Annotated in this window: 17 protein-coding genes, 1 tRNA gene, 1 pseudogene and 1 riboswitch; of the genes and pseudogenes, 9 read left to right on the top strand and 10 right to left on the bottom strand. The window is 63.9% G+C overall.

What is annotated here, in order from left to right; genetic code table 11:
- Positions 1 to 8 precede the first annotated feature (8 nt).
- The 3 genes from H163_RS0102610 to H163_RS0102620 form a co-directional block, all read right to left on the bottom strand.
- Positions 9 to 794 carry a TIGR02186 family protein gene (locus tag H163_RS0102610; RefSeq protein WP_019962988.1) on the bottom strand — a complete coding sequence of 262 codons (786 nt, stop codon included), beginning with the start codon at positions 792 to 794 and terminating at the stop codon, positions 9 to 11.
- Positions 794 to 1,723 (bottom strand): sulfite exporter TauE/SafE family protein, encoded by a 930-nt coding sequence (locus H163_RS0102615; protein ID WP_019962989.1) that lies wholly within the window; start codon positions 1,721 to 1,723, stop codon positions 794 to 796. The genes H163_RS0102610 and H163_RS0102615 overlap by 1 nt, the downstream gene beginning before the upstream one ends.
- 119 nt (positions 1,724 to 1,842) lie before the next feature.
- Positions 1,843 to 6,174 (bottom strand): peptidoglycan-binding protein, encoded by a 4,332-nt coding sequence (locus H163_RS0102620; protein ID WP_019962990.1) that lies wholly within the window; start codon positions 6,172 to 6,174, stop codon positions 1,843 to 1,845.
- Positions 6,175 to 6,544: 370 nt separating this feature from the next.
- Between H163_RS0102620 and H163_RS0102625 the strand changes: the two genes are divergently transcribed.
- The 5 genes from H163_RS0102625 (at position 6,545) to H163_RS0102645 (ending at position 13,237) form a co-directional block, all read left to right on the top strand.
- Positions 6,545 to 7,009: a MerR family transcriptional regulator gene (locus tag H163_RS0102625; protein WP_019962991.1), complete on the top strand. Its 465-nt coding sequence runs from the start codon at positions 6,545 to 6,547 to the stop codon at positions 7,007 to 7,009.
- Positions 7,010 to 7,248: 239 nt separating this feature from the next.
- Complete coding sequence (locus H163_RS0102630) at positions 7,249 to 9,039, top strand: acyl-CoA dehydrogenase C-terminal domain-containing protein (RefSeq protein ID WP_019962992.1); 1,791 nt, start codon at positions 7,249 to 7,251, stop codon at positions 9,037 to 9,039.
- A gap of 83 nt (positions 9,040 to 9,122) precedes the next feature.
- Entirely contained in the window at positions 9,123 to 9,761 is a 639-nt protein-coding gene (locus H163_RS0102635) for a glutathione S-transferase family protein (protein ID WP_026355375.1), read from the top strand.
- 24 nt (positions 9,762 to 9,785) lie between these two features.
- On the top strand, positions 9,786 to 10,994 hold the full coding sequence (locus H163_RS0102640) for an acetyl-CoA C-acetyltransferase (RefSeq protein ID WP_019962994.1): 1,209 nt from the start codon (positions 9,786 to 9,788) through the stop codon (positions 10,992 to 10,994).
- A gap of 23 nt (positions 10,995 to 11,017) precedes the next feature.
- Complete coding sequence (locus tag H163_RS0102645) at positions 11,018 to 13,237, top strand: 3-hydroxyacyl-CoA dehydrogenase NAD-binding domain-containing protein (RefSeq protein ID WP_019962995.1); 2,220 nt, start codon at positions 11,018 to 11,020, stop codon at positions 13,235 to 13,237.
- A 380-nt stretch (positions 13,238 to 13,617) separates the two neighbouring features.
- Here H163_RS0102645 and H163_RS0102650 read toward each other — a convergent pair whose 3' ends face one another.
- On the bottom strand, positions 13,618 to 15,276 hold the full coding sequence (locus H163_RS0102650) for a lysine--tRNA ligase (RefSeq protein ID WP_019962996.1): 1,659 nt from the start codon (positions 15,274 to 15,276) through the stop codon (positions 13,618 to 13,620).
- Between the two features lie 225 nt (positions 15,277 to 15,501).
- Here H163_RS0102650 and H163_RS0102655 point away from each other — a divergent pair, with 225 nt between their 5' ends.
- Entirely contained in the window at positions 15,502 to 15,915 is a 414-nt protein-coding gene (locus H163_RS0102655) for a tellurite resistance TerB family protein (protein WP_019962997.1), read from the top strand.
- A gap of 37 nt (positions 15,916 to 15,952) precedes the next feature.
- On the opposite strand, the gene apaG is transcribed toward H163_RS0102655, so the two are convergent.
- Positions 15,953 to 16,345 carry a Co2+/Mg2+ efflux protein ApaG gene (apaG, locus tag H163_RS0102660; protein ID WP_019962998.1) on the bottom strand — a complete coding sequence of 131 codons (393 nt, stop codon included), beginning with the start codon at positions 16,343 to 16,345 and terminating at the stop codon, positions 15,953 to 15,955.
- A gap of 170 nt (positions 16,346 to 16,515) precedes the next feature.
- Positions 16,516 to 17,718, bottom strand: a complete 1,203-nt coding sequence (locus H163_RS0102665; RefSeq protein WP_019962999.1) for an O-succinylhomoserine sulfhydrylase — start codon at positions 17,716 to 17,718, stop codon at positions 16,516 to 16,518.
- Positions 17,719 to 17,758: 40 nt separating this feature from the next.
- Positions 17,759 to 17,838: riboswitch (SAM riboswitch) on the bottom strand.
- A gap of 153 nt (positions 17,839 to 17,991) precedes the next feature.
- On the opposite strand from H163_RS0102665, the gene H163_RS0102670 reads away from it, so the two are divergent.
- A complete protein-coding gene (locus H163_RS0102670) occupies positions 17,992 to 19,086 on the top strand; it encodes a 2'-deoxycytidine 5'-triphosphate deaminase (protein ID WP_019963000.1) in 1,095 nt (364 codons plus the stop codon).
- Between the two features lie 141 nt (positions 19,087 to 19,227).
- Here the strand turns inward: H163_RS0102670 and H163_RS0102675 are convergent, their stop codons facing one another.
- Both H163_RS0102675 and H163_RS0102680 read right to left on the bottom strand, forming a co-directional pair.
- A complete protein-coding gene (locus H163_RS0102675) occupies positions 19,228 to 19,875 on the bottom strand; it encodes an alpha/beta family hydrolase (RefSeq protein ID WP_019963001.1) in 648 nt (215 codons plus the stop codon).
- Between the two features lie 104 nt (positions 19,876 to 19,979).
- Positions 19,980 to 20,738, bottom strand: coding sequence for a transporter substrate-binding domain-containing protein (locus tag H163_RS0102680; RefSeq protein WP_019963002.1), 759 nt, complete (start codon positions 20,736 to 20,738; stop codon positions 19,980 to 19,982).
- Positions 20,739 to 21,124: 386 nt separating this feature from the next.
- Here H163_RS0102680 and H163_RS0102685 point away from each other — a divergent pair, with 386 nt between their 5' ends.
- Positions 21,125 to 22,978 (top strand): glycosyltransferase, encoded by a 1,854-nt coding sequence (locus tag H163_RS0102685; RefSeq protein ID WP_208975293.1) that lies wholly within the window; start codon positions 21,125 to 21,127, stop codon positions 22,976 to 22,978.
- 206 nt (positions 22,979 to 23,184) lie between these two features.
- Here H163_RS0102685 and H163_RS23890 read toward each other — a convergent pair.
- Both H163_RS23890 and H163_RS0102700 read right to left on the bottom strand, forming a co-directional pair.
- Positions 23,185 to 23,348 (bottom strand): annotated as a pseudogene (locus H163_RS23890) (type II toxin-antitoxin system VapB family antitoxin); the annotation flags it as partial.
- A 169-nt stretch (positions 23,349 to 23,517) separates the two neighbouring features.
- Positions 23,518 to 23,591 (bottom strand) — tRNA-Gly (locus H163_RS0102700).
- Positions 23,592 to 23,869: 278 nt separating this feature from the next.
- Between H163_RS0102700 and H163_RS0102705 the strand changes: the two genes are divergently transcribed.
- Positions 23,870 to 24,664 carry an ion transporter gene (locus tag H163_RS0102705; protein WP_019963005.1) on the top strand — a complete coding sequence of 265 codons (795 nt, stop codon included), beginning with the start codon at positions 23,870 to 23,872 and terminating at the stop codon, positions 24,662 to 24,664.
- The last annotated feature ends 14 nt before the right edge of the window (positions 24,665 to 24,678 follow it).

Genomic DNA, 24,678 nt, shown 5'->3' on the forward strand with positions numbered 1-24,678 from the left:
GCTTACGCTCAATCCCTGCGGAAGACGACGCCGGCAAGCCAGCCGGTAAAGACCGCCAGCGCAATTGCCGCAAGCCCGTAAAGCGCAGGCTGCTGATGTGCCATATCGAAGGTCATCTGCTCGAAGCCGGTCTTGGCCACCGTCAGCCCCTTCTGGTCCTGCGCCAGCAGTTCTCCACCCTTCAGTAGAAACGTATCCACCGTATAGACGCCGACGGGCGTCGTCGCGGGCAGTGAAATGGTCGTGCGGAACATGGTCGGGGTCAGAAATTCCACCTTGCCCGGCTGGTCCACATATGTGCCATGCTCCTTGCGCAGCCGCAAAAAAGCGTGGCGGAAATGGGCTCTCTCGGCCAGCGGCATCTCGGAATCGGCCCTCAAGGGCAGATTGACGTAGCTTGCCCCGATGCTGTTTTCCTCCAGCATCGGCCGTGGCCCCAGCTCACTCGCCGGGCCGGTCGAGGACATGACATAGAACGACGGCACGCCATAGAACGTTTCCGAGTCACGGTTGACCCAGAGCACACCGAGGAAGCGGCCCTTGCGGCGCGTTGTGACGTTTTCGGGCGGACCTTTCAGCACCACCGCGAGGTCGTAACCGGCATCCGGCGCAGAAACGCCGGGCGGCAGTTCCACCTGGCCAAAGACGACAATCTTTGCACCGGTGAAATTCGAGGCGATGCTGACCGTGTCTGCGGACAGGGCCGTCACCAGCCCTTCAGCCCGCGCTGCAGACGGCAGCAAGGCCCCTGCCAGCAGAAACACAGCCGCAAGATGACGGGGCAGCGAATGCATCACAGGCCCTCCCCCTTGCGCACGGCGACCGAGTAGAACTCGTCCGGCACGACGACAAGATCCACGGCGAAGCGCACGCCGACCGCCAGCACCAGCAGTGCCAGGAGAAGGCGCAACTGGTCGCCACGCAGCTTCTGGCCCATGCGGGCGCCGAACTGCGCCCCGATGACGCCGCCGATCATCAGCGTCAAGGCCAGCACGATGTCGATCGTCTGAGTGCTGATGGACAGGAACAGCGTGGCAAAAGCCATGGTGAACAGGATCTGCATCAGCGAGGTGCCGATGACGATGCTGGTCGGCATGCGCAGCAGATAGATCATGGCCGGAACCATGAGGAAGCCGCCGCCGATGCCCAGCACCGTGCCGATGAAGCCGATGCCGGAACCAAGCACGATGATCGGGATGACGCTGAGATAAAGCTTCGACTTGCGGAAGCGCACCTTCAGCGGCAGACCGTGGATCCAGTTGTGCTGGCCGGGCTTGCGGGCCGCGCGGGGCGTGCCCGCCCGGCGCTGGCGGATCGCCCGCAGCGATTCCACCAGCATCAGGCCGCCAACGGTGCTGAGGAAGGTCACGTAGGACAGGGCAATGACCACATCGAGCTGGCCGATGGCCTGCAGCTTGCCGAAGAGCCAGGCGCCCACAGCCGAACCGGCGATACCCGCCGTGAGCAGGATGCCGGCCATCTTCATGTCGATGGCCCCGCGCCGCCAATAGGTCAGCACGCCGGAGGCCGACGAGGCCACGGTTTGCGTGGTGACGGTGGCCACGGCCACGGCGGGGGGAATGCCCGAGAAAATGAGAAGCGGCGTCAGCAGAAAGCCGCCGCCAATGCCGAAGAGCCCGGACAGAAAGCCCACGGCGCCACCCATACCGAAGATCATGAACATGTTCACCGAAATCTCGGCGATGGGCAGATACAGTTGCACGGGCTCAATACCGGCTTGCGGAAGCCGCGCGGGGCGCGGCGCCTGAACGGAAAGACACGTGTTAAAAGGGCTGCTTTTGCAGCCCTGTCAACCTTGGAATTTCAGCAGCCTGCTCACATTCAGATTGAACGTCCGAGCAGAGCCCTGATCAGACCAGCATCCACGGTTCCGGTTACCGGAAGGTTGGCATTGCGCTGGAAAGCTTCAATCGCCGAACGGGTCTTCGGGCCCATGGAGCCATCAGCCACGCCAGGATCAAAACCGAGCTTCTGCAGCAGAGCCTGAACCTGGATGACTTCGTTCACTTCTCCGCCAGCAGCTGCATTGACCGGCATGGCCAGCGCCGCTTCATCCCACGCCGGATCCAGCAGAACCGTGTTGGCTGCCGGGTTGAGATCCTTGAGCTTGAACGTGTCAACGGCAAGGCGGGCAGCAGCAAGGCCGCTAGCGTCGAGCATGTTGGCCACATCATCACGCTTGCGGGCAGCTTCGGCGTCGCCGCCACGCGCGGCAATGGCAAACCACTTGTAGCTTTCGACCAGATCCTTATCGACGCCAATGCCCCGGGCATAGAGGATGCCCAGATTATAGAGGCTGTCGGCAACACCGTGTTCAGCGGCCGACTTGAACCACTTGGCGGCCGCTGCCATGTCCGGCTGGGCTTCGGCGCCCTCGGCATAGATGACGGCGAGATTGTGCATGGCCTTGGCGTTACCGGCTTCCGCAGCCTTCAGATAGAGGTCGCGCGCCTTGGTGATGTCGCGCGGCACACCACGGCCCTTTTCATAAAGGCTGGCAAGGCGGTACTGCGCCGGAGCAAGCCCCTTGGCAGCTGCGCGCTCATACCAGCGGGCGGCTTCCGCCAGATCCGGCGTGACGCCCTTGCCTTCGGTGTAATGAACCCCGATCTGGAACTCCGCTGCGGCGTTGCCAGCGGCAGCGGCGCTGCGCAGGGCCATCGGACCGGTTGTTTCCGGCGGCAGGGCACCGGCGCCAGCACCGGACTGCGGATCGGCGGCGGCGAGGCTGGCGGACGGCTGCTGCGGTCCGGTGACAAAAGGTGTATCGCCGAACTTGCCGCTGATCGCTGGCGGCGCAAAGGCGAGATCAGGTGCCATTTCCGGAGCCTGAGCAGAAGGCTGTGCGGAGACTGCCGGCGGCACCTGGGCGGCAGGCACCTGCTCCAGCGGCATGGCCCCGCTGGATGGCGGGGTCACATTGCGCGCTGGCGCTTCGGCCATCTGTGTCTGTCCAGCCGTTGAACCGGGCTGTGCCGTGGCCGCGTCCAGAGCCTTGGCAATGTCCTGCTCGGTCAGCTCCAGAACGGGCTGCGTGCCGGTGCCATCGGAAGCTTCCGCCAGCTGCTTGCCTTCGTCCTGAGCATCCGGAGCCGAAGCCGTATCGCCGCCTCCGGTCGACATGCGGAAGACCTGCAGCGTGCCGATTGCCAGAACGACCGCAGCCGCCGCCAGCAGGATCGCACGCTTGCGGCCGGTGCCGAACAGGCTGCTGCCGCTGCCCGCTGCTGCTTCATCGCGGATATCGGCAGCAAGGCCAGCCAGATCGAGATCACCTGCAGCCTTGCCCTCATCTGCGGAGGCCTTCTGCGGCTTGCCGACCATAGGCTCGATCTTGGCGCGGCCTGAGCCCTCCGCAGCCGCTTTCTCCGGCTTGCGGGCATCATCCTTCGCGGCAGCCCTTGCCACAGTCTTTGCCGTATCCCGGCGCAGGGCGCGGCGGAACCAGCTGGCGCGGCTATCGCCGGCAGCGTCCTCACCTTCATCCTGCTCAAGCTTGGCCTGCTGCTGAACTTCGGCGGATGCTGCATGGGCTGCGCGGCGGGCGGCTGCAATGAAATCGGCTTTGCGGTCGCGGGTGCGATCGCGCGGGCGCTCTTGTTCGCCTGCGGCTGCGGCACTCAGCGGCAAGCCGGGCAGCGGAGCACGGCGGGCGCTGCTGCTCTCACCGGCGGGGCGGGAGGCCGTACCACGGTCCAGCGTGCTGCGTTCCAGCGAGTCGAGCCGGTCGGTGATGCCGGTCAAAATGGACTGGACGCCATCAAATGTGTTGCGCGTGCGCGTCTCGGAGCCCTGTGCAGCATCCATGAGACGGCGCAGATCGTCGCGCAGCGCACCGATGGCGCCGTCATATTCGTCCGTGGCCGGGGCCTTTTCGATCACGGCGCGGCGTGCGGCCTTTTCGGCCACCTCAATCACTTCCTCGCGGGTGGCGCGCAGATTGCTCTCGATGCGCGACAGCACCTTCTCAATGCCGGCAACGCTGGACAGGCGCCCTTCCGTTGCCTGCAACTGATCCGCCAGTGCGCTGATCTTGCCGGTGATCTGGTCAAGGCGCCGGTCATCGAAACTGTCGCCGCCCCGGGAGACGGCGTCCGCCAGTTCGCTGATGCGTGCCTCAAGCGCAGCTACAGAGGGCGCGGGCTGCTCGACCGAACGGCGGATGCCGGCGATCTCGCTGCGCAGCGCGGCCATGTCCTCCGCCGAGACACTGTCACGTGGCGCGGACAGGCGGCCGGACAAATCCGAAATCTGCCGCTCAAGCTGGGCCAGCATCTGCGCTTCAAACGCGCTGCCTTCGCCGAAGGACGGCAGGTTCACCGGCTGGCTGGAGCGTTCCTCGATCCGGGCAATCTGGCTGTGGATGCCGTCGAGACGGTTTTCCAGCTCGGCAAAGGCACGGTCATAGGCAGGCTGCGCCGTGCCGCCCTGCTCGATGCCGGAGAGCCGGTCCATGATTTCGTCGAGACGGTCGTCCACCTGGCCGAAGCGGGCATCGTCTCGCCCTGCGCGGCCGTTCTCGCGCGACAGCATGCCGAAGATCTCCTCCAGCCGCCCGTTGAGGCGGTCAAGAGCTTCGGCATCCGGCATGCGGTCTTCCATCGCGGACAGCCGGTCATCGAGGCCGCGCTGTTCGCGCGCCAGGATTTCCAGCTCGTCCAGACGGCTGGCGACAAAGCGGATGCGGTCGTCCACCGATCCGATGAGACCGGTAAAATCAACCTGCTCCACCAGCTTGCGCATGTCGCGCAGTTCCTGCCGCAGCGGCTCGATGTCGGGCCGTGCATGGGAGCGCAGCAGGCTTTCCACCCGGTCGGAGATATCGCCCACCCGGCCTTCCAGCACCATCAGATGCTCGGCACGCGGCAGCGAGGCAAGGCCATCCTCGATCTCGACCAGACGGGCGCTGAGATTGCGCACGACACGCGGATCAACGGCAGAACGGGTCAGCTCGTCCAGCCGCTGCACCACATGGGCATAGCCCATTTCCAGCGACTTCAGCGTGCCATCCACATTGGTCTGGCCGATCAGCGTCTTCAGACTGGAAATTTCGCCGCGCAGTTCCTTCGCCAGACGGTCGTTGCCACCTCCGGCACGCAGGCCCTCGACCATTTCCGCAAGGCGCCGCATCTCGCGCCGGTCGCTGTCATCGCGCCGGGCTGCGGGCATGTTGCCGATGGCTTCGCGCAGGGAGCCGATTTCCTGCCGCACCACATCCAGCGCCTCTTCCTGCGGATGGCGCAGGGCGTCGATGCGGCGGGCCAGATCCTGATAGAGATGACGGGACTGCTCTTCCCCCTCACGGGCGGCCTGCTCGGCCGCAGCGCGGCGCGGGACGGGGCGGGAGCGGGTGTCCTGCGCCTCGAAGTCGTCCTCGATCAGCCGCTCCAGCGGGCTGCCGCGGCGGCGCGGCTGTGCCGGGGCATGGCGCGGGGTGCGGGCGGCAAAGTCTTCTTCGTCATCCAGTTCCGCACCGGCTGCCAGTTCGTCGAAGTCATAACCGGGCACACCACGGCCCTTCTTCGGTGCCGGGGCACGCTGGGGCTGGGGGCGGCGGGCCGGAGCACGTGCAGAAGCACGGGCGGGCGCCTCGTCCTCGTAGTCCTCATCCTCGAAATGAGATCCGTAAACGCTGCTGCCGAAGTCTGCCTCATCGTCCGCCGCTTCATGGGGCCGGACGGGCGAGGACAGGGTTTCCACGCGCCGGTCCAGACGCTCCAGCGCCTCGAGAACGGCGTCGATCCGGCCGGACGCAGCCGGGCGGGCGGGAGCAGCCTCACGGCGCGCGCGGGGGGAGCGCTCGGCATGCTCAGCGCTGTCATGGGCCGGGCGGCGGCGGCTTTCTTCGGGCTTGCGGCGGGCGCGCTGGCGGCTGTTCATCAGGCGGTCGAGCTCGCTCGCCACCTCTTCCAGTTCCTGCGCGGTTTCAGAGGCATGGCTTGCCCGGCCAAAGTTGCCGGCAGCGGTGGATGTGCGCGTCAGACGCTCGACGCGCTCCTGCGGACGCTCTGTGCGCAAGCCATAGCCCTCATCAAAGCCGTCATCCTCTTCGTCATATCCCGGACCATCCCAGCCGTCATGGCTACGCCGGGCATATCCCGCGTCATGACGTACGCTGCCGCTTTCAGGCTTGCGGGTTTTCCAAGAGGACATTGACTGGACCTGGCCTTGCGGTCGTGCTGACCATTGAACACAAGAGATGCTGCAGAAGCCCGGAACGCGATACTGACTTGGCAACGAAGCAATTGATGAATCTTTGTCGTGTTAGGGTAAACACCGCGTTAACTGGCACTGCATGTTGCAACAGCAGGCCACCGGAAACGCGCTCTGGCGGGGCTGTCTGTCAAAAAATCGCGCAAGGTCACTGGACCATTCCGTATGCGTAAGGTAAGGCAGAGACAAGCAGGCAGTCCCGGGCCCTCCCTCCTCAAGGGCCGTGACGCCGGGGGCAACCGCCCGCATGCACGTCAAATTTTCCGCAGTACAGCAGGTTCGGCCACATGCGGACGGACAGGACAAGGCAATGAGCGAAGCACTTTCCATCCATGACGGCAATGAAATTGCCGATGTCGTTGCCGCAGCGGACGACAGCACCAAGAAGATCCAGTTCACCATCGGCGATCTTGCCAAGGAATTCGGCGTCACCCTTCGCACCCTGCGCTTCTATGAAGACAGGGGCCTGCTGAACCCCAAGCGTGATGGCCTCAACCGCGTCTACACCCGCCGCGACCGCGCCCGCCTGAAGCTCGTCGTCATGGGCAAGCGCGTCGGCTTCTCCCTGTCCGAGATCCGCGACATGCTGGATCTCTATGATCTGCGCGACGGCCAGGTGACCCAGTTGCGCGTCGCCCTCTCCCGCTTCAACGAGCAGATTGCCGTGCTGGAAACCCAGCGCAAGGACATTGATCAGGCGATTGAGGAACTGTCACGCACCGTCGCCATAGTCTCCGGCATGCTGAAGCACAAGGAAAACGAAGGCGGGGAGTGATCCCGGCCCGGCCGCCATTTTCTCCTGGCGGCCGCTAAACAGCACGCCAGACCATCAAAACCGGGGCCTACGCTCCGGTTTTCGCGTTTGATGACACGGTTTTCATTCATTTCACGCAAAAACAGGCGTACCTTCCCCAAGGACATGGCTTGCCCGCCCGAAAATTGAGACGTATATATCGGGGAAGGTGACGTTTACGGAAACGTCAACTGCCAGCGGTTACGTTCTGGGAGGAATTGATGCCGGCTTACCGTGCTCCCGTCGAGGACACCCTCTTCCTGCTCAATGATGTGTTCGGCTACGAACGCTACAGCAATCTGCCGGGCTTCGCTGATGCAGCGCCCGATCTGGTGGAAGCCATCCTGCGCGAAGGCGCCAGGTTCTGCGAAGAAGTCATCCAGCCCCTGAACCAGACCGGAGACCGGGAAGGCTGCATCCGCCATGAGGATGGCCGGGTGACCACCCCCAAGGGCTTCAAGGCTGCCTATGACGCCTATTGCGAAGGCGGCTGGGGCGGACTGTCCGTCAGCCCGGACTTTGGCGGTCAGGGCCTGCCGCACACGCTGGCCATGATCATGGCCGAGTACATGTCCTCCGCCAACATGGCCTTCGCCATGTATCCGGGCCTGACGGCTGGCGCCATCGCCGCCCTCACCCTGCATGGCACGGATGCGCAGAAGGAAATCTATCTGCCGAAGATGGTGGCGGGCACCTGGACCGGCACCATGAACCTGACCGAGCCCCATTGCGGCACGGATCTGGGCCTCATCCGCACCAAGGCAGTACCGCAGGGCGATGGCAGCTATGCCATCTCCGGCACCAAGATCTTCATTTCCGCCGGCGAACACGACATGGCGGAGAACATCATCCATCTGGTGCTGGCCCGCATCGAGGGCGCGCCGGAAGGTGTGAAGGGTATCTCGCTCTTCGTAGTGCCGAAGTTCGTGCCTGACGCAGGCGGCGCGCCGGGTGAGCACAACGGCGTCTCCTGCGGCTCCATCGAGCACAAGATGGGCATCCATGGCAACGCCACCTGCGTCATGAACTATGACGGGGCACGCGGCTGGCTGGTCGGCGAGGAGCACAAGGGCCTGCGCGCCATGTTCACCATGATGAACGAGGCCCGCCTCGGCGTCGCGGTGCAGGGTCTGGCCCAGTCCGAAGCCGCCTATCAGAACGCCGTCATCTACGCCAAGGACCGCATCCAGGGCCGCGCCCTGACCGGGCCGAAGGCTACCGACAAGGCAGCGGATCCGATCATCGTGCATCCGGACGTGCGCCGCGTGCTGATGTCGATCCGCTCCTTCAACGAGGCGGCCCGTGCCCTCGTGCTGTGGACCGCGCTGAAGGGCGACGTGTCGCACCGCTCCGAAGACGAGGCCGAGCGCGTCAAGGCCGACGACATGATGGGGCTCATGACCCCGGTTCTGAAGGGCGTGCTCACCGACACCGGCTTTGCCAATGCGGTGAATGCGCAGCAGATGTTCGGCGGCCACGGCTACATCGCCGAATGGGGCATGGAGCAGTTCGTCCGCGATGCCCGCATTGCCATGATCTACGAAGGTGCCAACGGCATTCAGGCGCTGGATCTCGTCGGCCGCAAGCTGCCGGCCAATGGCGGGCGTGCCGTCATGGCCTTCTTCGAGGAGGTTGGCGCCTTCCTGAAGGCCCACAAGGAAGACGAGGCTCTGGCGCCCTACACCAAGCCGCTGAAGCAGGGGCTCGATCATCTGCAGGCCGCGACCATGTGGTTCATGCAGAACGCCATGAGCAACCCGGACAACGCGGGCGCAGGCTCGACTGACTACATGCACCTCTTCGGGCTGGTCGCCCTTGGCTACATGTGGGCGCAGATGGCCAAGGCTGCGCAGGCAAAGATCGCCAGTGGCGAGGAGACGGAACGCTTCGAAGCCAAGCTGACCTTCGGGCGCTACTTCATGGAACGGACCATGCCGGAAACGGGCGCGCATCTGGCCCGCATCACCAGCGGTTCCGCCACCATGATGAGCCTTGCAGCGGACGCATTCTAAGTCTCTGATACGCCATAGCCCCGGGCGCCATGCCCGGGGCAGCCCCGCAAGAGAAAAGCCCGCCGCTGCGGGCTGGAGGTTTCATGGCCGAGTATGTCCTGCATTGTTTCGCCCAGTCCGGCAACGCCTACAAGGTTGCCCTCATGCTCCAGCTTGCCGGAGCGGACTGTGAAGCCCGTTTCTGCGACTTCTTCAACGGCGCCACCCGCACGCCGGAGTTCCGCGCTGACGTGAACGAAATGGGCGAGATTCCAGTGCTGGAGCACAAGGGCCTGAAGCTCAGCCAGTCTGGCGTCATCCTTGATTATCTCGCCGAGGAACTGGGCGAATTCGGCGCCCACACGGAAGATGAAGCCCGCGAAATCCTGCGCTGGGTGCTGTTCGACAACCACAAGCTCACCAGCTACACCGCAACGCTCCGCTTCCTGCGCCAGTTTGCCGGCACCGGCGAAACGCCGGTCACAGCCTTCTTCGAGGCGCGGGCCAAGTCGGCCTATGCCATTCTTGACAAGCATCTGGAGGGGCGCCGTTTCGTGGCGGCGGACCGGCCGACCACGGCGGATCTGTCCCTGTGCGGCTATCTCTTCTGGCCCGAAGAGATCGGCATCGACTTCACCCCCTATTCCAACATCGCCCGCTGGCTGGATGCAATCCGCGCCCTGCCCGGCTGGGTGCACCCTTATGAACTCATGCCGGGGCACCCGCTGCCCGCCAAGGCCTGACAAGAAACACATCAGGAGGAAACCATGCCCGAGGCCTATGTATTCGACCATGTGCGCACCCCGCGCGGGCGCGGCAAGAAGGACGGCAGCCTGCACGAGGTGACCGCCGTCCGCCTTGCCGCCACCGCACTGGAGGCGCTGCGCGACCGCAACAAGCTGGACACCCGTCAGGTGGACGATCTGGTGCTGGGCTGCGTCGATCCCATCGGCGAGGCTGGCGGCGACATCGCCCGTGCGGCGGTGTTTGCGGCCGGATATGACAACTCGGTCCCGGGCATGCAGATCAACCGCTTCTGCGCCTCAGGCCTTGATGCGGTGAACATGGCTGCCGCGCAGGTCATGTCCGGCCAGCATCAGCTGGTCGTGGCGGGCGGCGTGGAAAGCATGAGCCGCATCGGCATCGGCGCCTCAGGCGGTGCCTGGCCGGTCGATCCGCAGGTGGCCCTGCCCTCCTATTTCATGCCGCAGGGCGTCTCGGCGGATCTCATCGCCACCAAATACGGCTTCACCCGGGACGACTGCGACGCCTATGCGGTGGAAAGCCAGAAGCGGGCGGCGAACGCCTGGGACAAGGGCTATTTCAACAAATCGGTGGTGCCGGTGAAGGATGTCAACGGCATCACCATCCTTGCCCGTGACGAACACATGCGCCCCGGCACGGACATGCAGTCGCTCGCCTCGCTCAACGCCTCCTTCGAGATGATGGGCGCCATGGGCGGCTTCAATGCGGTGGCCATTGCCGCCCATCCGGAGCTGGAGAAGCTGCGCCACGTGCATCACGCGGGCAATTCCTCCGGCATCGTCGATGGCGCGGCTGCCGTGCTCATCGGCTCGCGCAAGGCCGGCAAGTCGGCTGGCCTCAAGCCCCGCGCCCGTATCCGCGCCTTCGCCAACATCGGCTCGGAGCCTGCGCTGATGCTGACCGGCCCGGTGGACGTGACGGAAAAGCTGCTCGCCAATTCCGGCATGAGATTGAAGGACATCGACCTGTTCGAGATCAACGAGGCCTTCGCTTCCGTGGTGCTGCGCTTCCAGCAGGCCTTCGACCTTGACCCGTCCGTGGTCAACGTCAATGGCGGGGCCATCGCTCTGGGCCATCCGCTGGGGGCAACCGGCGCCATGATCCTCGGCACGGTTCTCGATGAACTGGAACGCCGCGACCTGAACACTGCCCTTGTCACCCTCTGCATCGGCGCCGGCATGGGCACGGCGACGATCATCGAGCGCGTGTGACAAGAGACCGGAGGAGACAAGCCATGACCTACAAGAACTTCACTCTTGAAACCGGCGCAGACGGCATCGCCCTGATCACCTGGGACATGAAGGACAAGTCGATGAACGTCATCGACATCTCCGTAATGGACGATCTGGAAGCGATCGTTGCCCATGTGGCCACGACGGATGCCATCAAGGGCGCCATCATCACATCCGGCAAGGCCGCCTTCTCGGGTGGTGCGGACCTGACCATGCTGGAAGGCCTGCTCAAGGGCTTCCATGCGGAGCGCGCGAAGGACCAGGAAGCTGCCGCAAAGGCGCTGTTCGAGGGCTCCCGCCGCCTGTCGCTGATCTACCGGAAGCTGGAGACCTGCGGCAAACCCTTCGTGGCCGCCATCAACGGCACCTGCATGGGCGGCGGCACCGAGCTCGCGCTCGCCTGTCATGCCCGGGTTGCGGCGGAGGATGACAGCTTCAAAATGGGCCTGCCGGAAGTGAAAGTCGGCCTTTTCCCCGGCGCTGGCGGCACACAGCGCGTCATGCGCATGACCGATGCGCAGGCTGGCCTTCAGTTCCTGCTTCAGGGCCAGACCCTGCGCGCCGCAAAGGCCAAGCAGATGAAGCTGGTGGACGAGACGGCAGCACCGAAGAAGCTGATCGAGACCGCCCGCAAGATGCTGCAGGCAGGCGTAAAGCCGGTGAAGCCGTGGGACGAGAAGGGCTTCAAGCTGCCGGGCGGCCCGGTCTATTCCCCCGCCGGTTTCCAGTTCTGGCCTGCCGCCAACGCCATCTACCGGCGTGAGACCCACGACAACTACCCCGGCGCCCGCGCCCTGCTGAAGTCCGTCTTCGAGGGGCTGCAGCTGCCGATGGATCTCGCCCTGCAGGTGGAAAGCCGCTACTTCGCCCATGTGCTGCAGAGCCCTGAAGCGGCGAACATGATCCGCTCGCTCTTCGTCTCCATGCAGGAGCTGAACAAGGGCGCCCGCCGCCCGCAGGATGTGAAGCCGAACAAGATCAAGAAGATCGGCGTTCTTGGCGCCGGCTTCATGGGCGCAGGCATTGCCTATGTCACCGCCAAGGCCGGGATCGACGTGGTGCTGATCGACCGGGATCAGGCCGCCGCAGACAAGGGCAAGGCCCATTCGGACGAGCTGATGAGCAAGGCCGTCTCACGCGGCCATGCCACGGCAGACGAAAAGGAGAAGCTGCTCGCCCGCATCACCCCGACGGACAACTATGACCGTCTTACCGACTGCGATCTGGTGATCGAGGCCGTGTTCGAGGACCGTGAAGTGAAGCGTGTGGTGACGGAAAAGGCTGAGGCGGCGATGAAGGCTCGCGCCATCTACGCCTCCAACACCTCCACCCTGCCGATCAGCTCGCTGGCGGAAGCCTCGTCCCGCCCGAAGAACTTCATTGGCATCCACTTCTTCTCGCCCGTCGACAAGATGATGCTGGTGGAAGTGATCCTGGGCAAGAAGACCTCGGACAAGGCACTGGCCATGGCGCTGGACTACATCAAGGCCATCAAGAAGACGCCGATCGTCGTCAACGACAGCCGCGGCTTCTACACCTCGCGTGTGGTGATGACCTATGTCCGCGAAGGCCTGATGATGCTGGCCGATGGCGTTCCGGCAGCCATGATCGAGAATGCGGGCAAGATGGCCGGCATGCCGGTCGGCCCTCTGTCGCTGGGCGATGAAGTGGCGCTGGACCTTGCCTGGAAGATCGTCTCGGCCACCCGCAAGGACCTTGGCGTCAACTATGTGGAAGGCCCGCTCGACAACATCCTTGAAGAGATGGTGGTCAAGCGCGAGCGTTTCGGCCGCAAGAACGGCAAGGGCTTCTACGACTACGCAGGCAAGGAAAAGAGCCTCTGGCCCGGCATTCCGGAAGTCGTGGGCAAGCCCAAGGCAGCCGAAGCCTTAAACATCGAGGAGCTGAAGCAGCGGCTTCTGGTGATGCAGGCGCTGGAAACGGCACGCATTTTCGAGGAACAGTGCCTGACGGACGTGCGCGAGGCCGACGTCGGCTCGATCCTGGGCTTCGGCTTTGCCCCCTACACAGGCGGAACGCTGAGCTACATCGACATGATGGGCACCCACGCCTTCGTGGAGCTGTGCAAGAAGTTCACCAAGAAGTGGGGCCCGCGCTTCAAGCCCAACCGCCTGCTGCGCGAAATGGCCAAGACCAACGAGAGCTTCTACAGCAAGTTCCCGCCCAAGGCTGAAGCCGCCGTCACGGCGGATGCAGCCTGACAGGTTCAGCACGTTAGCCTCGACGCCCGGCCATGTGCCGGGCGTTTTGCTTTTTTTAGCCGCTCATCGATGCGAAGCGGTGATGGAACGGGCATGTCGCGGGGCTGCCCGTCTGGAGAGATCACGGCATGGATGCCATGGTCGAGCCATGGCATGACGGAGCGAGTGGTTCAGGCTTCGAGACAGCTCTTCTGCGGGTACGGCCCCACATGCTAGGCGAGATTTCCGCACAAACCTCCCCATTTTCGTCATGCCATGGCTCGACCATGGCATCCATGCCCTTGCCCCTCACCACGAAAAACAATGCGCTAGTCCCAAAAAACAAAGCCGCCGCAGCCCTTACAGGCTGCGGCGGTTGAGAATGTCAGAACGGCAAGGTATCAGGCAGCCAGTTCGCCGCTGAGGGCCTTGGCGATGAGCGCGCGGGTCTCGGCGATGCCGTAGAGCGCCACGAAGGAGCCGAAGCGCGGGCCCTGTTCGAGGCCCAGCAGCACCTTGTAGAGCGCCTGGAACCAGGCCACCGACACACCGGGACCGCCGTCCGGGCTCTTCTTCGTCTGGTCTTGATAGCGCTCGATCTTGCGCGCCACATCCAGCACGGCATCCTGAATGGTGTTGCCATCGGCACCGGCCGGCAGGGCGGCGAGCGATGCATCGAGCGCTTCGAGAGCGGCCCGCTCCACATCGTCCGGCGCACGGAACTGCTTGGACGGCTTCACGAAGTCATCGAAGTAGCGGATCGCATAGGTGACCAGTTCATCCAGATTCGGATGGGTGTCCTTGGTCACGCCCGGCGCATAGCGGGTGATGAAGGCCCACAGCACGTCCTTGTTTTCGGCGTTGGAGGCCGAGACGAGGTTCAGCAGCATGGCAAAAGGCACCGGCGAGCTAGTCGCAGGCACGTTGCCGGAATGGATGTGCCAGGCCGGGTTCATCAGCTTCTGTTCCGGCGTCATCTCCGCGAACTTGCCCGCAAAGGCGAGATATTCGTCCACGGCACGCGGGATCACGTCGAAGTACAGCTTCTTCGCGGTCTTCGGCTTCTGGAACATATAGAGCGCAAGGCTCTCCGGGGAGGCATAGGTCAGCCATTCGTCGATGGTCAGGCCGTTGCCCTTGGACTTGGAGATCTTGGAGCCGTCATCGGCCAGGAACAGTTCGTAGACGAAATGCTCCGGCGGCGTGCCGCCCAGCACTTCGCAGATGCGGTCATAGACCGGCATATTCGGGCCATGGTCCTTGCCGAACATCTCGAAATCGACGTTGAGCGCGGCCCAGCGGGCGCCGAAGTCCGGCTTCCACTGCAGCTTCACCTTGCCGCCGGTGACCGGCAGGGTCACGTCCGTGCCGTCCTCATCCTCAAACGTGATGGTGCCTTCGCGGGCATTCACGTCCTTCATCGGCACGTAGAGCACGCGGCCGGAGATGGGCGAGATCGGCAGGAACGGGCTGTAGGTGGCTCGGCGCTCTTCGCCGAGCGTCGGCAGCATCACATCCATCAGCTCCTGATACTTCTCGACCGCCTTCAAGAGGATGCCGTCCAGCTTGCCGGACTTGTAATACTCGGTCGCGCTGGCGAATTCGTACTCGAAGCCAAAGGTGTCGAGGAAGCGGCGCAGCATGGCGTTGTTGTGGTCGCCAAAGCTCTTGTAGTCCCCGCCGAAGGGGTTCGGCACCACCGTCAGCGGCATCTGCAGATAAGGCTTCAGCGCTTCCTGATCCGGCACGTTTTCCGGAATCTTGCGCATGCCGTCCATATCGTCGGAGAAGCACAGCAGACGGGTCGGGATCTTGTCTTCGGTGAGGATGCGGAAGGCCGTGCGCACCATGGTCGTGCGCGCCACCTCGCCGAAGGTGCCGATGTGGGGCAGGCCCGAGGGGCCGTAGCCCGTCTCGAACAGGACCGGGATCGAGGGATCACGTTTCTCGATGCGCTTCACCAGTTTGCGGGCTTCCTCGAACGGCCAGGCCTTGGAGGTCCGGGCCGCCTCAACAAAAGCGGGCGACAGGTCAAGCGAAGGGAGGGAACGTTCACTCATAATCTCAGATGGTCCGTGATGTTTTCGGGAATCCGGTTCCGTTGCCCGCGTGATCCTGCAGGCGGCCGGAGCGCGGACACTAGAAAAGCCGCGGGCTTGCGTCAATCAAACTCTGCCTGCGGGACGGCCGCGCAGGCACAAATATTTGCGGCCCTTCTTGAAGGCCGCCTGCCGAAGCATTACCCATTGAGCCTTGAAACTGTTCAACAGGACCGTGCAGCCACAATGAGCAAGCCGTTCAGCATCCAGGAAGCCCTGATCTATGTCATGGTCATAACATCGGCCTCTGACGGGCTGATGACCGACAATGAGCTTGCCACCATCGGCGACGTGACCCGCATGCTGCCGGTGTTTGATGATTTCGACCCGGCCAATGTGCTGCCGGCGGCCCAGCGCTGCACCCAGCTGCTGCAGGCCGAGGACGGCATGAACGACGTGCTGACGATCATCGCCGAGACCCTGCCGCACCTGCTCTATGACACGGCCTATGCGCTGGCTGTGGAGGTGGCAGCTTCCGACATTGCGGTCTCGAAGGAGGAAATGCGCATCCTGCAGATCCTGCGCGACCGGTTCCGCCTCGACAAGCTGACCTGCGCGGCCATCGAGCGCGGTGCCATCGCCCGCTACCGCCTCGCCTGAGAGGCCTCCGGCGGAGCGGGTTTGAGCGGAGTGGGTTTCAGTTCAGAAACCCGCGCCGGTTCGGGGTGTCCAGCGAGAAGGGCGGGATGGAGACATTCATCATGCGCCCGTCAGGCAGTTCCATCAGATAGGCGCCTTCCATGATGCCGGAGGGCGTGGTCAGCGGGCAGCCGGAGGAATATTCAAAGGCCTCGCCCGGCTTGATGACCGGCTCTTCCCCGACTACACCCGGCCCTTCCACTTCCTGCATCTGGCCGTTGCCGTCCGTAATCAGCCAGTGGCGGCGGCGCAACTGGACCGGCACATCCCCGAGATTGACGATCTCGACGGTATAGCCCCAGACATAGCTTCCTTCTTCCGGCGAGGACTGGTCCGCCAGATAGAAAGGTTCGACTGTGACCTGTATCCCGTTGGTAACGGCCCGGTACATAGCCTTCCGGCTCCTCAACAATTCGTGAAGCGGATCAGGCTGTTGCCGGCTCCGCGTGTCATTTTCAAGATATATAGCGCAGCAACGCACACGAAAAGTGCAAGCGTGAAAATGACTGACAGGATGGGACGCAAGCAGCACCCCACCCTGTCTTGAAAACCGGCCTGCCTTCAGTTCACCGCCGCCAGCGCCCGCTCGATGTCCTCGAGAAGGTCCAGCGGGTCTTCAAGGCCCACGGACAGGCGCAGCATGCCTTCGGTGATGCCCAGCTCCAGCCGCGCCTCTTCGGCCACGTTCTTGTGCGTGGTCGTGGACGGGTGGGTGATCAGGCTCTTGGCATCGCCCAGATTGTTGGACAGCTTGATCACTTCCAGCGCATTGGTGAAGGCGAAGGCTGCTGCCTTGCCGCCCTTCAGCTCGAAGGCCAGCATGGTGGAGCCGCCGCGCATCTGCTTGCGAGCGACAGCGGCCTGCGGATGGTCGTCACGGCCCGGATAGATCAGACGGGCAATGGCAGGGTCACCCGCCATGCGGTCGGCAATGCGGGCCGCGCTGGAAGACTGCTGGGCAACGCGCAGCGGCAGCGTCTCCAGCCCCTTCAGCAGCACCCAGGCATTGAACGGGCTCATGGCCGGGCCGGTGTGCTTGACCAGCGGCAGCACCTCTTCCTCGATCCACTTGGCATCGGACAGGACGACACCGCCCAGGCAGCGGCCCTGTCCGTCGATGTGCTTGGTGGCCGAATAGACCACAACATCGGCGCCCAGCTTCAGCGGCGACTGGAAGATCGGCGTGGCAAAGACGTTGTCGATGATGACGCGGGCGCCAACGGCATGAGCGATCTCCGCAACGGCGGCGATATCGATCACATCCAGCGTCGGATTGGTCGGGCTCTCAAGGAACACGGCCTTGGTGTTCGCCGTCACTGCAGCGCGCCACTGATCCAGGTCCGTACCGTCCACCAGCGTGCTGGTCACGCCAAAGCGCGGCAGCAGGGTTTCGACGATATAGCGGCAGGAGCCGAAGAGCGCCTTTGCGGCAACCACATGATCACCGGCCTTGACGGAAGCCATCAGCGCCAGATTGACGGCGGCCATGCCGCTGGCGGTGCCGATGGCCGCTTCCGCCTCTTCCAGCTCGCACATGCGCTGCTCGAACATGGCAACGGTGGGGTTGGAATAGCGCGAATAGACATAGCCCGGGTCCTCGCCGTTGAAGCGCGCCTCGGCGGCTTCTGCGGTGGCGTAGACGAAGCCCTGCGTCAGGAAGATGGCTTCGGATGTCTCGCCATGCTGGGAGCGGATCGTTCCGCCATGAACAAGGCGGGTAGCCGGACGCAGGGGGCGGGAGGACGGGGTATCGGATGCGCTCATCGGTCTTCGCTCCAGAAACAAAAAACCGGCCATAAAGGCCGGGTGTTTCTCCCCGGCCTCTTTAGCAACTTCTTTAACGTGGCTGCAAGCCGGCCGGCTCAAATCACCACGGATCCTGTCCCGCCAAATACGCCATTCAGGGCCGGTGGTCAATCTTTGCCAGCCATGGCCCCTCCATGAAAGGGTTGGCCAAGACCCTGCCATCGGCTAATGACAGCGCAGAGGAAGACAACGCCCCTCCCCGGCTCCCCCCGGCTCCATGAAAGGCTTGCCATGCGCCCAGACGGCATTCTGCCCGCCCACATGATCGAGGACATGTTCCGCGCCGGAACGATCCGCAGCGAGCTGGCGCCTGTCGACGGCCAGATTCAGCCGGCCAGCCTTGACCTGCGCCTCGGGGGGCTGGCCTACCGGGTGCGCGCCAGCTTCCTGCCGGGCAATGGCGTCGCCGTCGCCGACAAGCTGGATGCCTTCGCGCTGCATACCATCGACCTGACGCGTGGCGCGGTGCTGGAAACGGGCTGCGTTTATATCGTGCCCTTGCAGGAAAGCCTGACGCTGCCCGATGCCATCTCGGCAACCGCCAACCCGAAAAGCTCCACCGGGCGGCTTGATGTCTTCACCCGCGTCATCACCGATGGCGGGCGCGCCTTTGACACGGTGCCGGCCGGCTACAACGGGCCGCTCTATGCGGAAATCTCGCCGCTCACGTTCCCCATTCTGCTGCGCAGCGGCTCGCGCCTGTCACAGATCCGCTTCCGTGCCGGTGAGCCGCTGATCCCGGACAGCGAGCTGGAAGGCGTGCATGCGCGCCTGCGCCTTGTCTCCGGCGGCATGGAGCGCATCGGCGGCGGCGTGCAGCTGTCCATCGATCTGGAAGGCTCCGGCGATGGCAGCCTCGTCGGCTACCGCGCCAAGCACCACACGGGCGTCATCGACGTGGACCTGAAGGATGCGCATCACCCGCTCGACTTCTGGGACCCGATCTACCGGCGCGGGGCGGCCGAACTGGTGCTCGACCCGAATGAGTTCTACATCCTCGTCAGCCAGGAGGCGGTGCATGTGCCGCCGGATTTCGCTGCCGAGATGGTGCCCTTCGATCCGCTGGTGGGAGAATTCCGCGTGCATTACGCCGGTTTCTTCGACCCCGGCTTTGGCCACAGCACCGCTGGCGGCACAGGCTCACGCGCCGTGCTGGAGGTGCGCTCGCACGACGTTCCCTTCATTCTGGAGCATGGCCAGACGGTTGGGCGGCTTGTCTATGAGCACATGGCCGAACGCCCGCACCGGCTCTATGGCGAAGGCATCGGTTCCAACTATCAGGGGCAGGAGCTGAAGCTCTCCAAGCACTTCCGCGCGCTCAGCTGATACGGACTCTCACTGAGCCTTACTCATCGAGAGTTGGTCAAGCCCGCGCGGCGCTTGAGCAAATTCAAGGCGTGATGCGTCAGCATCGAAAGCCTTGGTATGAGACAGGCCCGGTGCGGCTGGCGCACCGGGCTTGCAACGTCAGGCGGCAATCAGCTTCCGGGCAAACTCTGCAACGGCCTTGGCCGTAGCGGTGATGTTGCTGTCCCAGGTGGCAGGAGACTGGCCGCGAGGCCCAAGGTCATGGTTGCCGTCTTCGAGGAACAGGATTTCGCAGTTGCCCGGCAGGGCCACGTCTTCCAGCTCGGCCTGACTGCCGAAGGGGTCACGCTCGCCCTGCGCAATGAAGATGGGCCGGCGGGACTGTTCCAGCGGCTCAAGGCGCCAGACATCGGACTTGCCCTGCGGGTGGAACGGATAGCCGATGCAGACAACGCCCTTCACACGGCCCGGCAGCGAAGCGCCGGCCGTCAACATGGCGGCAACGCGCCCGCCCATGGACTTGCCACCGATCAGGAACGGGCCTTCCACTTCGCTCATCAGGGCCTGCATCGCTTTCTGATAGGCACCGACCAGCAGCTCGGCCTTCGGCGGCGGAGCCTTCTTGGCTGTGGTGCGGCGGGCGGCCATATAGGGAAACTCGAACCGCGCCACCGCGATACCTTCAGTTGCAAGGGCTGCGGCAAGCCGGTTCATGATGGCGGAGTCCATCGGCGCACCGGCGCCATGGGCCAGAAGCAGGGTTGCATCCGGCGTGCCTTCCGGGCGGGTCCAGAGAAATTCGGTCATCAGGCTGTCCTGTTGTGGCGGCGGATGGGCTCCGCGCGCAAAGAGTGACCCGGCTTAGCCAGAACGGGCCGGTCTGGCAATGGCTTTGCTGGCGGACCAAGGCCTCAGTAGAACCCTACCGGGAAGTAGCGCAGGTAAAGCTCCCCATAGATGCCCTTGTCCTGCACCTGCCGCAGGGCATAATTCAGCGCCTCCAGCAGTGCCTGCTCATCACGGCGCAAGGCAATGGAAAGCCCGTCGCCAAAGTAGCGCGGCTCCAGCCAGGGGCCGGGCGCAAACCGGCAGCAGCCGTCCGCCTCCTTGCCGGCCAGCCAGAAGGACAGCGCCATGCCATCGCCGAAATGCACATCGGCCTTTCCCTCCTTCAGCGCAGCCCTTGCCTCACCGGCTGTGGAGAACGGCTCGATGGCAAGGCCCGGGAAGGCAGCCTTCAGGAAGGCCTCGTGGCGGCTGCCGGCTTCCACGCTGATGCGCTTTGCGGATGGCATGCCGGGATCAAAGCTGTCCGTGCCCTGCCCCAGCACGAACCGGGCGGGCAGGCGCATGTAGGTGTCGGAGAAGGCCATCTCCCGCCGCAGAGCCTCCGTCTTGGCAAGGCCGGAGAGAATGGCGTCACCCTCCCCCGCCATCAGCGCTTCCGGCAGAGCCTCGAAGGCCTTCACCCTCAGGCTGCAGGACGCCCCAAGCTCCTCACAGACCGCCCGCGCCAGATCCACGTTGAAGCCAGTCAGGCGGCCTTGCGGATCACGGAAAGAGAAAGGCGGAAAATCATCCGAGGCGAGGAATTCAATCTTCTCCGGCGGCTGCGCGGGGCGTTCGGCCAGCGCGCGCGGATCACGGAAGTTGGGAATGACAACGGCCATGCCCGCTCCGTTCAACGGCAAGGGAGCTGCCGTTTCCTGAGCGGGAGCCTGGGCCGGTATAAAACCAACCGCAATTGAGAATAAAAAGTATAAAACTGTTGATTGTGGGAATATCTTCTGACGTACTCCTTGCAGCGGCCGGGCGAGTGTGTGTCCGGCGGCCTCGGAAGGGGCGGGCGATGTCTGTGGTGGCAGAGGAGACTGCGTCAGACACTGTGAAGCTGCCAGGGCTGGCAGCGGAGCCCGGCGACGCTTTCCTGCAATGTGAAACTCCGTTTCCCCGGTGGCAGACCGCAGCCTGTCCGGCCCCTTCAGAAGACGGGCCAGTCCCGAAAACTGAACGAGGCGCGCCGCAGCAATTGCTGCAAGAGGAGATGCATGTCCTTGTGTCACGGGGTCTTTCTGCCTCTGCGCTGCGGTCTGCCTGTCAGCTGGCATCCTATCACGGTGTCCATCCCGCGCACTACATGATGCGCAACTCCATCCTCACGGAAGAGGCCTATTACAGCGCTGTGGCGGAAGTCTGCGGCGCCCCCTTTCTGCCAGCCGGCAGCTTCCGCCCGCTGCTGGTCAACGGTCACGTGCTGCAATGCGGACCGGGTGAGGCCGGGCCGATGATGATCGGTCTCGGCCGGGGCGGGCCGGTCTATGTGGTTGCGCCGGAACCTGAGCACGTCGCCGAACTGCGCGCCTTCTTTCTGCGCCATCCGGACTGGAGTGCCGCCGTGCGCATTGCCACGCCCTCTGCCCTGCGCCACGCCCTGACGGTGCTGAATGCGCCCGCCGGCGAGCTGGAAGCGCGCTTTCCCCACATGTCGGCCCGCACCCGCGTGACGCCGCGCCAGCAAATCGGCGCGGGCGCCATGGCCGCCAGCTTTTTCGCCGGCATGGTTCTGCCCTTCGATGTGCAGATGCTGCTGCTGAGCCTTGTTGTGGGCCTCACCTGCATTCTCACCGCAATCGCCCGGCTTTCGAGCGCAAGGCAGGCACAGGATCGGGCCCGTCTTGCCGCCGAGGAAGCGTTTTTTCAGACCCGGCAGACGGCACCAGAGCGCCATGCCCGGCAACACCCGGAAGACTGGCCGCTCTATACGGTGCTGGTCCCGCTCTACAAGGAAGCGGGGGTCGTGCCCTCGCTGGTGGAAGGCCTTGCCAGGCTCGACTATCCGGCGGACCGGCTCGACATCCGCTTTCTGGTGGAGCAGGACGACCGGGAAACCCGCGTGGCCTTCAGGGGCCTGCTGCGCGAGGGCATGGAAGTGGTGGTGGTGCCCCCGGGCCATCCGCGCACCAAACCAAGGGCACTGGCCTATGGGCTGGAATCCTCCATGGGCGAGTTCGTCACCATCTATGACGCGGAAGACCGGCCCGAACCCGGCCAGCTGAAAAAGGCGGTGCGCAAGTTCCGGGAAAGCCCGGAAAGCCTTGCCTGCCTGCAGGCCAGCCTTGTCATCGACAATGCGGAGGAGAGCTTTTTCACCCGCCAGTTTGCGATGGAATATGCGAGCCTGTTCGATCAGGTCATTCCGTGGTTTTCCGGCGAGGAATGGCCCTTTCCGCTGGGCGGCACCTCAAACCATTTCCGCCGCGCGGCCCTCGTCACCGCAGGCGGGTGGGACCCCTACAATGTGACGGAAGATGCCGACCTTGGCCTGCGCCTTGCCCGCTTCGGCTTTTCCAGTGCCGCCCTCGACAGTGCCACCTATGAAGAAGCGCCGGTGACGTGGAAGGTCTGGTATGCGCAGCGGGCGCGCTGGTACAAGGGCTGGCTGCAGACAGTGCTCGTCCACCTGCGCGATCCGTCCATGCTGTGGCATGACATGAGCCCGCGCCGCGCGGTGCCCATCGCCTTCCTCATCGGCGGCAGCCTGCTGACGCTCGCCCTTCATCCCATTTTCTGCATGATCCTGATGGGTTACCTGATCGGCCTTTGGAACATGCCCGTGCCCGATGGGCTTATGTCCGACATCACCGTCTGCCTCAGCGCGCTGGCCGCCATTTCCGGCTATGGCGCCGCCGTCATTGCAGGGCGCAGCGCCGCCCGCGCCCGCGGCTTCGACCCGCGTTTCAGCGATCTCGCCCTCATCCCCGCCTATTGGCTCTGCGCCAGCTTCGCCTTCTACCGCGCCGTCTGGGACTTCTTCATCCGCCCCCACCACTGGCACAAGACCACCCACGGCGCCGCCCGCAAGCGCAAGACACCGGACTTCGGAAACAAAGGGGAGGACGGGAGCGGATAGAGGGCTATCGAACCTCAAACGCTGAAGCTGGGCCGTTATTTCTCATGATATGCTTCTGACGCGTCCTGCCATTGAACTCACTTCTTGAGGGCAAGAATCGCTTCGATCTGAAGGTCAGCATCGCTCCCTGAAACGGAGGGACGGCGATCGGCCAATGCCATTTCAATCCGTTCCTCGATCCGGCGCTCATAGGTATCGGAAACAGTCTCAGCATCCGGCATTGTGCCACCCAGCGCTATCAGGCGCCTGCCCGTCTCGACCCGCACCAGCGTCTCCAGCGCCTGATGCACATGGCAGCGGTTTCCATTGTGCCAGTCAGGTCTCGGGCGGCCTCAAGAAGCTCGTCATCAATATTGATTGTCAGTTTCATGATCCGGCCTCCGTTTTCAGGCACGAGAATAGCACCAGTGACGCCAGACTGCTGAGAAACCAGAAACTCCTCCATCGTCATCCTCGGCCCTGTGCAGAGGATCTATACAAATCAATGACTTGCAGATGGCCGGGACAAGCCCGGCCATGACGAAAGAAAGGAAAGGATCTGGAGCGGGTAGCGGGAATCGAACCCGCGCGTTCAGCTTGGGAAGCTGACAGGCTACCATTACATCATACCCGCAGGAGCATGACGGCATCAGAAGGGGCAAAGGGTGCCCGCATGCCGTGGCCTTGGCGCATTAGATCGCCTGCGGCGGCGGATCTGTCAAGCGGGGCTGGCAGGCTTTTCAACCGCACCTGACCGGCGCCACGTGCCCGGCGGCGGGAAACGTGGATGGCTGCGGGCAAAGCCGGAAGATTTTCGGTTCCGGTCCCATGCGGCCTATTGCGTATCAAGAGCGGAATTGCCAGTTTGCGCGGGCGGCGCCCTGCCGTGTTTCCAGACGGATATTTCTCAACATGCGCCAGACTTTAAAGGCACTCCTCACCTCAAGCCGCTGGGAAGCGGCCATCATTGCGATCATTGTTGTCAATGCCATCACGCTCGGTCTCGAGACCAGCCCGAGCGTTGTTGCCGCCATCGGCCCGCTGCTGCACACGCTCGACAAGATCATCCTCGGCATTTTCGTGATCGAGCTTGCGTTGCGCCTTTATGTGCACCGGCTGTCCTTCTTCCGCGATCCCTGGAGCATCTTCGATTTCCTGATCGTGGCGATTGCCCTTGTGCCCGCAAGCGGCCCCTTCGCCGTGCTGCGTGCACTGCGCATCCTGCGCGTGCTGCGCCTCATCTCGGTGGTGCCGTCGCTGCGGCGGGTTATCGGCGGGCTGATCACCGCCCTGCCCGGCATGGGCTCCATCATGGTGCTGATGAGCCTTGTCTTCTTCGTCTTCGCCGTCATGGCAACAAAGCTCTATGGCGAGACATTCCCCGAGTGGTTCGGAGACATGGGCCGCTCGCTCTACACCCTGTTCCAGGTGATGACGCTGGAAAGCTGGTCCATGGGCATCGTGCGGCCGGTGATGGAAGTTCACCCCTATGCCTGGGCCTTCTTCCTGCCCTTCCTCGTCTGCACCGCCTTCACCGTGCTCAACCTCTTCATCGGTATCATCGTTTCGGCCATGCAGTCCGAAACGGAGACGATTGCCGAAGCTGACCGGCAGGCGATCCATGACGAAACGGGCGTCATCCTCGAAGAAATCCGTGCCCTGCGCCGGGAAGTCGAGGCGCTGCGGCAGCAGGCGGCAGGCCGCTGACGGGGACTTTCTCG

It is taken from the genome of Pannonibacter phragmitetus DSM 14782 (assembly GCF_000382365.1).
In the GTDB taxonomy this organism is placed as follows: Bacteria; Pseudomonadota; Alphaproteobacteria; order Rhizobiales; family Stappiaceae; genus Pannonibacter; species Pannonibacter phragmitetus.